Below are 8940 nucleotides of genomic sequence, written 5' to 3' on the forward strand. Positions count from 1 at the left end.
GACAGCTGCTGCTCGGTCCTGCCTTGCTCGGCTTCATCGCACAGGCCTCATCGCTCGCCGCAAGCTTTGGGCTGGTGTGCGTCGCTTTCCTCCTTATCGCTGTGGCCACTAGGATATTGAGGCGCACGACGCCCGTGGCGGCGAACTCGGGGTGTGGGCGGGCAGCCACCGGCGCCGCTTTCAAACGCCGATGAGGTCTTCCATCAGGGTCTTCAATCCGGCCGCGATCTCATAGCTGTTTTCCTGGTGCTGGCGGCGACAAAACAACTCGCAACTCCACCACCCCTGGAAGCCCGTCGCCTTTACCGCGTCGACCCACTCCTTGAGGTCCAAGACGCCCTTTCCGGTCGGCACATCACGTAGAACGCCTTCATCAGGTATGCCGCCATCGAACGGCAGCGAGTCGCAGATGTGAACGCCATATATGAGGTCCTTGTCCAACCGCGCGACACTCTCCGGAGTTTCACCAGCGGTGTAGCAGTGCCAGAAATCGATGACGAGTTTGATGTTCGACCGCCCTGCGCGCTCCAGCGTTCGGAGTTGTTTGTCGAGCGTGTTGAGCGGCGTCCAGGACAGAGCTTCATAATAGATCAGCAACCCGCGTTCGGCGGCAATGTCTGCAACTGACGCCAAACCGGCAGCCGTGATGTGGATCTGTTCCTGGAGCGGAAGGCCAATGACGCCTCTATAGAGATCCGGCACGGCAGCCGCGTTGGCGTAAGCTGCCAGGCTAATTGGCCCTGTGATTGCTTCGAGCCCCTTTGCACCTGCGGCTGTGGCCAACTCAATCAGATCGCTGGCGTCCTTCAGCAACGCTCGCCGGTCATCACCGTGACGCTCGACATCGAGAAGGAAACCGATGCCGGGAATAAAGGTGTCGCCGATCGCGGTACGCAATTCGGCTTCAGAGAATCCGGCATCCAGGAATTGCCGGATCTTAGCTCCCGATCCCTCCAGCCCGTCGAAGCCGAGCTTTCGTGTAATATCGAGATCCAGCGCCAGGGTTCCATGTTTCGCGGCAAGCGAATGGAAGATGATCTGATTCCGCTGTCGCATAGTCTTTCCTCCGTCCATCCTGCGTTTGAGGTCCGAACAATTCCGGACTTACCGGGCCACCTCGCGCCGATTTCCGACGAAAAAGGGGCCCGCGAGGAGGCAACCCCGCAACGAGCTACCGAGCGCTCTCGCCCGTGATCGCCACCGTCCGGCGTTTGCGAGATGAGAGTAGCAAAGCCTCGGCTACCGTGAGCGCCATCACGCTGTCTTCGCCTCGCGCGAGCCAGGAGGAGCCCTGCGCCCGCGAGCTCACAAAATCGGCTGCCGTAAACGCGTAGGGGTCCCGCTCGCGCAAGGGAACCAACTCGTTCCGGCCGGCATGCCTGCGAACCAACGTTCCGCTGGAGCGCGCGTTCAAAGTCCCGTTGGCCAGCAGCGCGCCACGGTCTCCAGCAACCAACACCGTGCTTTCCAGATCGGCCGTCCGGAAGCTCTCGTGAACTTGCAAGATCCCTCCATTGTCGAGCCGGACCGTGTAGGCCAGCAGATTAGGCAAGTCCCCCGGAGGCGAAGACACCGCATTGACCTCGACCGGCTCAGCATTTGTCAGGAATCGAGCCAAGTCGATGTCGTCCACCGACGCTCCCAAAAAGATCTTGTCAGACTCATCTGGTGGCTCGCTTCTCCGAAATCCAAGACCATGGGGTCCGCCGCGGACGACGAGGACTGATAGGACCTGACCAACTTCGCCGTCCGCGATAAGCCGCCTCATCGTCTGGTGAACGCCGGAGGCGCGGAAAGGCTGGTTCACGGCGAGAAGAACACCGGCGTTGCGGCAGGCGTTCACCATGGCCGCCGCGGCCTTGCTGGTAGGGGCGATTGGGCCGTCGCAAAGCACATGTTTGCCCGCCCCCGCGGCGGCGGAGATATAGTGTGGTCTGCGCGCTAACCGGGCGCTTACATACGAAAACCCGACTGCGGGATCGCGCAACACACGCGCAAGGTCCGTGGAGCACTTGGGGATCTCGAGGTCCTCAGCGAAGTCCGCCGCGTCGCGCTTCCTTCTACTCACGACCCACAGCGGATGGTGTCCAATCGCGCGGATTGCATTGACCATATGTTCAGTCGCGATCGTCCCCGTCCCCATGACCGACCAGCCTGTCATTGCATCCGCTGACACAGGGCATCCCTCTCATCTGCTTCGGTCAATTATGCGAACGGAAGGCCAATCCGACAACTTCGCATCGGGTTGATGTCCTTCTCAACGTGGCGTAGTGATAGCGTCTGATCGCATCAAATGGGTGGGGAGTCGGAGAATGGGTTCGATCGGGGAAGATCCGGCTGCCTTGGCGGCCAATCTCCGTACTCTTTGCGACCGCCATGGTTCGGTCGCTGCCGTGTGCCGGAAAATCAACGTTAACAGGCAGCAGTTCAACAAGTACCTCTCGGGAACGCACGTTCCGTCCGCATCCAATCTGCGAATCATTGCTAACTATTTCGGCCTGAGCGTCCCGATCCTGTTTTCAGATCCGGATGAATTTCGGAACCTTGTTGACGGAAACTTCTTTCATGCGATGGCAACAGCGCGACGGCTGCCCGAATTCTCGCGCTTTGTATCGAACATCATCGTCGAGAACGAGACGCAGGATAACGAGATCGTTGGCGTCTACGACAGGTATCAATACTCCTCCATCTATAGAGGGTTCATTCTACGTTCGGCCTTCTGCATATACAGAAATAAGGAATTTCTACAGCACTATTACGTGGAGAGATTTCCAAGCCTGGATAAGCCTGACAAGACAGAGTACATCTTCAAGTACTATGGATTTTGTTTCCCCGTATCGGATCGCCTGTTCACAGCCGACTTCGAAGGCATCCAGTCCAACGAACTGACGTTTGGCGTGTACGCGCAGGTCAAGCGCAATACGAAGCGGTTCATGTTCGGGATCACGAGCGGCATCGCTGCCAATGTGTTCCGTGCCCCGTATTCGACCAAGGTCGCGCTACACTACCGTGGTCCGGGTCTCATCAAGCGCGAGCACCTTGCCGAACTCACCGTCATGGATCGCAATGATCCGGTTATTCCGCGCGAGGCGCTCCAGTATCTGGGTGACGGATCTGACATGATCCAGATGTAGTGAACGCGCCGTGTCAGGGTTGATGCGCTACGGATGCAGTTCGACTGCCAGCCAGACTGAGTCGGTGTCCGCGTAGTAGCGATGCCATGGGTAGGTCCATTCGTTGCGACCAGTCACGCGGCAGAAAGGGTCATGCGAATATCCGATCGGCATGACCACATCCTCGTAAATCGTCGCCGCGTCATTCTGTCGGAATTTCTGCATCCTTCCGCATCCGTGGATCTGCGCATGGGTTTCCAAGAACGGATGCTTGTGATGGATGAAGCAATCGGTGTCTCCGGGCGCCCACCAAAGGTTCAGTTTCAAGGTGAATTCTTGCGGCGCCTCATCGCTGCGGCGCTCGTTGGTGAAGACGTAAGGGTCCGTCCACACCGTCCCTATTGTGTCTTGTGCCGAGATAAAGAGCGGCGTGTCGCGTGGAAAGCTTTTGATCCGGTTCCCCAGCCAGTCCCAGCCGCGGAACATGCATCCGCCAAGGTTCGTCGGGTTGACCACCTTGATCACCGCGATGCGCTCGGCCGACTTGATGCGACCGCCCTTCAGCCAGGTCGATTTCCATGCGGGGACGATGGCAGGGTGTTCGTCACCGGTGATCATCGGCGACGGGCTGATATTCACCACGACTGCATCTTCGATCTCACGGTCGGAGACATTTTCGACCAACTGTGCGGAAATGAATCCGTCCGCGAAAGTCAGATCCCTTGTTTGATTGCGCATCGTTCTCGCCCGTCAACGGCACTGATTGAGAAACATCAGAGAGACATATTGGGGTCGGATGCGGAAGTGCGCGCCTCTCCGAATTTTGACGCAACCCGCAGTGAGACTTGCGCCAATGTGCGCTGCATTGCCGTCCCGACCCCGATCGCCTCTGTGCCGGTCTCCAGGTGAGATCCACCTCCGCATGGCGCTTAGGCCAGCGACAGCTGCAAAATCGGTGCAATACTTCTCGCTGAGCGCGTCACCCTGCGTCGAATAAACCTCTCCTGCGAACTTGCCCGTGTCGCGGGAGCGTTTGCTTAATAGGGCATCGACGAGGAGAGAGAGCGCCTCGTTTCGGAAGCAAGGCAGATAAGAGGGCCGAACTCATGAAGCTAAGCGGCGGACAGGTCGTTGCAAGAGCGCTGAAGGAATATGGCGTCGAATATGTAGCCGGTGTCCCAGGCCACGGCATTTGGTCCTTGTTCGACGCTTTTCTCGAAGAAGGTTCTGAACTTCCCTTCATTCAGGTAATGCACGAGCAGAGCGCGGTGCACATGGCCGACGGCTACTACCGGGCGAGCGGCAAGCCGATGGCCTGTTCTACCTCGGTCGGACCGGGCGCCACGAACACGATCATCGGATTGGCAACCGCCTATACCGACTCGACGTCGCTGTTTTATGTTTCGGGCTCGCCTCAGACCTACATGCACGGCCACGGCACGATGCAGGAGATCGAGCGTCAGCAGGACAACGCCTTTCCGCGCATCACCGAACAGGTCACCAAGCGCGCCTGGCAGGCCAATTCGGTCAAGGTGCTGCCATCCATCATGCACCGCGCCTTCAGCGAAATGCTGACAGGCCGTCCGGGCCCCGTCCATGTGGAGGTGCCGATGAATGTGCAGGTCGAGGCCGATGAGGTGACGATCCATCCGCTGGACAAGCGCCTGCCGATCGGCGTCGCCTATCCGGATCCGCGTGCGATCGAGGCGGCGGTAACGCTTCTGCTATCCGCCGAACGTCCGGTGATCGTGGCCGGGGGCGGCGCAATCACGGCGAATGCTTCTGCCGAGCTGACCCGCCTGGCCGAGAAGCTCGGCGCGGCTGTGTCCATCACGTGGAACGGCAAGGGTGCGATTTCCGAAGATCATGAATTGTTCATCGGTGCCGTCGGGCAAACCGGCACCACCTGCGGAAACAGGATCACCGCTTCCGCCGATGTTGTGGTCTCCGTCGGTTGCCGCTTTACCGACTGGTCGGCGTCGTCCTACGCCAAGGGCGTCTCTTTCTCCATTCCGCCCGGCAAGCTGATCCATATCGACCTGGACCCGCGCGAGATCGGCAAGACCTACCCGACCGAGGTGGGCATCGTCTCCGATGCCAAGGCTGCGCTCGGGGCTATCCTGGCGCTGATCTCCGATGCCGACTCCAGGAAGGGGATTGCCAAGCGGGAAGGATTCCTCGCCGACGTGAGGAAGGCCAAAGCGGATTGGGTGGCGCAGGTGTCGCCGCGCGAGAACAGCCGCGAAGCGCCGTTCACCTCCCAGCGTCCGCTGGTGGCGCTGCGCAAGGTGCTGGACCGCAACGGCATCGTCGTGGTGGGCTCCGGCAATACCCAGGGCGCGGTGAAGCAGAGCTTCCCGGTCTACGAGCCGCGCACGCATCTGACCTCGGGCTCCTACTCGCCGATGGGATGGGCCGTGCCCGCCGCGCTTGGCGCGAAGCTCGCTTGTCCCGACCGGCAAGTGGTTGCGATCGTCGGCGACGGCGACTTCATGATGTCGCTTCCGGAAATGGGAACGGCTGCGATGAACGGCATCAACGTCGTGTTCCTGGTGTTGAACAACTCCGGCTACATGTCGATCCGGGGCGGTCAGCGCAAATTCCTAGGCCGTCATATCGCGTCGGAATTCAATCATCACGCCGGCAACGGCGCGCCCTATTCCGCCGATATCGCTGCCTCCGCCCGGGCTTTCGGTATCGAGGCTTGGAAGGTCGAGAAGGACGAAGACCTTGAAAAGAGCCTCAAGGCAGCGCTCGAATGTGGCGGTCCGGCCTTGGTCGAAGTCATCGTCTCGCGCGACGCTGCGGGCCCGTTCGCGACAGGCTGGTGGGACTTCCCATCCCCTGCCTACTACGAGAAGGAGCAGGCAGCTTACGCCGAGATGCGGGTTCTCGAACAGCACCTCTGACAGAACCTGACGTCGGAGCGTGGACAACGCGCTCCCCGTCGCTTGTCCCAGCATTTGCAGGCGGCGCGTTCAGCGTTCGCGAACGAGAGTTTTATTCATGATACGGACTATCAAATCGGCAGGCGGGGGCTTCGCGGAAAGCGGGCAGACGGGGGTTACGGCGACAGTCCAGGCGCTGCTGGCCAAGGTGGAGAAAGGCGGCGACCGCGCGGTCCGGGAACTCTCCAACCGCTTCGACAAATTTGACCGAGACAGCTACAGGCTGACGAAGGCCGAGATCGATCACTGCGTCGACACTCTCACGCACCGGGAGCGCGAGGATCTCGATTTCGCGCAGGACCAGATCCGCAAATTCGCGGAAGCCCAGAGAGCGACCCTTCTCGACCTGGAGATCGAAACGCTTCCAGGCGTCATTCTCGGCCACAGGAACGTGTCGATCCAGAACGTCGGCTGCTACGTCCCCGGTGGCAAGTATCCGCTGCTCGCCTCGGCACACATGACGGTGCTCACGGCCCGGGTGGCGGGATGCGAGCGCGTCATCACCTGCGCGCCGCCCTTCCAAGGCAGGATCGCCGAGAAGATCGTGGCAGCGCAGGCTTTGGCCGGCGCCGACGAGATCTATTGCCTCGGCGGTGTGCAAGCCATCGCCGCAATGGCTTACGGAACCGAGACCATCGCTCCCGTCGACATGCTGGCCGGGCCGGGCAACGCCTACGTCGCCGAGGCCAAAAGGCTGCTGTTCGGCAAGGTGGGCATCGACCTTTTCGCCGGACCGACGGAGACGCTGATTATCGCGGACGACAGCGTCGATGGCGAGCTCGTGGCAACCGACCTGCTTGGCCAGGCCGAGCATGGAGTGAACTCGCCGGCTGTGTTGATCACCAACTCCGAAAAGCTCGCCAGGAATACGCTTGCCGAGATAGAGCGGCTGCTGTCGATGCTGCCGACGGCTCCCATCGCGGCCAAGGCCTGGCTGGATTTCGGTGAGATCATCCTGTGCGAAACGCCCGAGGAGATGGTGGCGGAGGCCGATCGCATCGCGTCCGAACACGTGCAGGTGATGACGCGTGATCCGGACCACTTTCTACAGAATATGAAAAACTACGGAGCCCTCTTTCTGGGAGCCCGCACCAACGTCTCGTTCGGCGACAAGGTGATTGGGACAAATCATACCCTGCCGACCGGAGGGGCGGCCCGCTACACCGGGGGACTCTGGGTCGGGAAGTTTCTGAAGACGTGCACCTACCAGCGCATCGAAACGGACGAGGCCTCTGCCTTGATCGGCCAGTACGCCTCGCGACTCTCCATCATGGAGGGTTTCGCCGGTCACGCCGAGCAGTCCAACATTCGCGTCCGCCGCTACGGTGGACGGAATGTTGCCTACGCGTCGGCAGCCGAGCCGTTCTGATGACCAGCAACGTCCAACGGAACGCGCGGAAGGATACCGCATAGTCAACGAAAGCTTCGAGATGGATAAAACGGCAGACATTGCCATCATCGGATCCGGAATAGGCGGCGCTTCTCTCGCCTACAGTCTTGCGGACAGCGGGCGACGCGTCGTCATACTGGAACGCGGCGAGCACCTGAGGGACTCCCCGGAGGCGCGAGACGACACGGCGATCTTCGAGAAGGGTTTTTATCGCTCGACAGAGGAGTGGCTGGGTACTGACGGTGAGTCATTCCTCCCGGGCAACTACTACCACGTCGGCGGTAACTCGAAGTTCTTCGGCGCGGTCATGTACCGATATCGTCGGGAGGACTTCGCGCCTCGACAACACATGGGCGGCATGTCGCCCGGTTGGCCCATCCCCTATGAGGACTTAGAACCCTGGTATGAGCGAGCCGAAAGGGTTTTCAAGGTCCGCGGCGACGTATCGCAAGATCCGACCGAGCCACCTCACGCCAACCCCTATGCTTTTCCCGCAGTCCCCGACGAGCCTTCCATTGTGAAGGTGCGCGAACGGCTGCGTCGTGTCGGCCTCCATCCATCCAGCCTGCCACTCGCGGTCGATATCGATGAATGGTTGCGCGCCGCCCGAACAGGATGGGACGCATTTCCAAACACTGGACAGGGCAAGATCGACGCGGAGGTCGGGCCGCTGACAGAAGCTCTGAAGTACCCCAACGTCACCCTCCTGACTGGTGCAAACGTCATACGGCTTGAAACCGACGCGTCCCGGCAGCGTGTAACGGCCGCAATCTTCGTGAAAGATGGGATAGAGCAGCGGATAGAGGCTGACATCATCGCGGTGGCGGCGGGAGCGGTCCAGACAGCAGCGCTGCTGCTACGCTCTTCAAGCGACACACATCCGCGAGGTCTCGCCAACGGGTCCGATCAGGTCGGCCGCAACTTCATGAACCACAACACGACCGCCATGTTGGCGATCGATCCATTTTCCCCGAATGCATCGGTCTATCAGAAAACGATCGCCTTCAACGATTTCTACAACCGGGATCCAGAAACGGGGTTCCCTCTCGGTAATGTACAACTCCTTGGCCACATTACGGGAAACATCCTGAAGGCGAACACGCCATTGTTGCCGCGCTGGTTGACGCATCTGATCGCCCGGAATTGCTACGGCTGGTTTCTTACTAGCGAAGACCTGCCCAATCCCGAGAGCCGCGTCACGATTCGGGATGGCCGCATTGTGATGCACTGGGTGCGCAGCAACATGGATGCCCACGAGACCCTTACCCGCAGGACGCGCACTGTGATGAGAAGGGCCGGCTTCCCGATCGTGCTTACCCGAACGTTCGGTCGCAAAACAACCTCGCATCAATGCGGCACGGCGCGGCTTGGCAACGATCCCGCAAGCTCTGTCGTATCGCCCGATTGCCGCTCGCACGAGATCCCAAATCTCTACATCACGGATGCTTCGGTGCTCCCGACGTCGGCCGCGGTCAATCCGTCGCTGACG

General features: G+C 60.3%; 7 protein-coding genes and 1 pseudogene. 5 read left to right on the top strand and 3 right to left on the bottom strand.

Features of this window, described 5'->3' with window-relative positions; all coding sequences use genetic code 11:
* Positions 1-194 (top strand): annotated as a pseudogene (locus EOA86_RS39345) (hypothetical protein); the annotation flags it as partial.
* Here the strand turns inward: EOA86_RS39345 and EOA86_RS11385 are convergent.
* Positions 181-1074, bottom strand: coding sequence for a sugar phosphate isomerase/epimerase family protein (locus tag EOA86_RS11385; protein ID WP_245497222.1), 894 nt, complete (start codon positions 1072-1074; stop codon positions 181-183). The pseudogene EOA86_RS39345 and the gene EOA86_RS11385 overlap by 14 nt on opposite strands.
* Positions 1075-1171: 97 nt before the next feature.
* Positions 1172-2161 (bottom strand): Gfo/Idh/MocA family oxidoreductase, encoded by a 990-nt coding sequence (locus EOA86_RS11390; RefSeq protein ID WP_245485586.1) that lies wholly within the window; start codon positions 2159-2161, stop codon positions 1172-1174.
* 151 nt (positions 2162-2312) lie between these two features.
* On the opposite strand from EOA86_RS11390, the gene EOA86_RS11395 reads away from it, so the two are divergent.
* On the top strand, positions 2313-3134 hold the full coding sequence (locus tag EOA86_RS11395) for a helix-turn-helix transcriptional regulator (RefSeq protein WP_128341714.1): 822 nt from the start codon (positions 2313-2315) through the stop codon (positions 3132-3134).
* 27 nt (positions 3135-3161) lie between these two features.
* Here the strand turns inward: EOA86_RS11395 and EOA86_RS11400 are convergent, their stop codons facing one another.
* Positions 3162-3797 (bottom strand): hypothetical protein, encoded by a 636-nt coding sequence (locus EOA86_RS11400; RefSeq protein ID WP_245497224.1) that lies wholly within the window; start codon positions 3795-3797, stop codon positions 3162-3164.
* 422 nt (positions 3798-4219) lie between these two features.
* On the opposite strand from EOA86_RS11400, the gene EOA86_RS11405 reads away from it, so the two are divergent.
* From EOA86_RS11405 to EOA86_RS11415, 3 genes are all read left to right on the top strand, one after another.
* Positions 4220-6022, top strand: a complete 1803-nt coding sequence (locus tag EOA86_RS11405; protein ID WP_128341716.1) for a thiamine pyrophosphate-binding protein — start codon at positions 4220-4222, stop codon at positions 6020-6022.
* A gap of 97 nt (positions 6023-6119) precedes the next feature.
* Positions 6120-7430, top strand: coding sequence for a histidinol dehydrogenase (gene hisD, locus EOA86_RS11410; protein ID WP_127208359.1), 1311 nt, complete (start codon positions 6120-6122; stop codon positions 7428-7430).
* A 61-nt stretch (positions 7431-7491) separates the two neighbouring features.
* On the top strand, positions 7492-8940 hold a 1449-nt coding region (locus EOA86_RS11415; RefSeq protein ID WP_164891683.1), incomplete at its 3' end, for a GMC family oxidoreductase.

This window comes from Mesorhizobium sp. M5C.F.Ca.IN.020.32.2.1 (assembly GCF_004023105.1).
In the GTDB taxonomy this organism is placed as follows: domain Bacteria; phylum Pseudomonadota; class Alphaproteobacteria; order Rhizobiales; family Rhizobiaceae; genus Mesorhizobium; species Mesorhizobium wenxiniae.

What these genes read in the sequence shown, in the direction of transcription:
- hisD (WP_127208359.1), top strand. Translation starts at nt 6,120, where the DNA reads ATGATACGGACTATCAAATCGGCAGGCGGGGGCTTCGCGGAAAGCGGG.
- EOA86_RS11385 (WP_245497222.1), bottom strand. Translation starts at nt 1,074, where the DNA reads ATGGACGGAGGAAAGACTATGCGACAGCGGAATCAGATCATCTTCCAT.
- EOA86_RS11405 (WP_128341716.1), top strand. Translation starts at nt 4,220, where the DNA reads ATGAAGCTAAGCGGCGGACAGGTCGTTGCAAGAGCGCTGAAGGAATAT.
- EOA86_RS11395 (WP_128341714.1), top strand. Translation starts at nt 2,313, where the DNA reads ATGGGTTCGATCGGGGAAGATCCGGCTGCCTTGGCGGCCAATCTCCGT.
- EOA86_RS11390 (WP_245485586.1), bottom strand. Translation starts at nt 2,161, where the DNA reads ATGACAGGCTGGTCGGTCATGGGGACGGGGACGATCGCGACTGAACAT.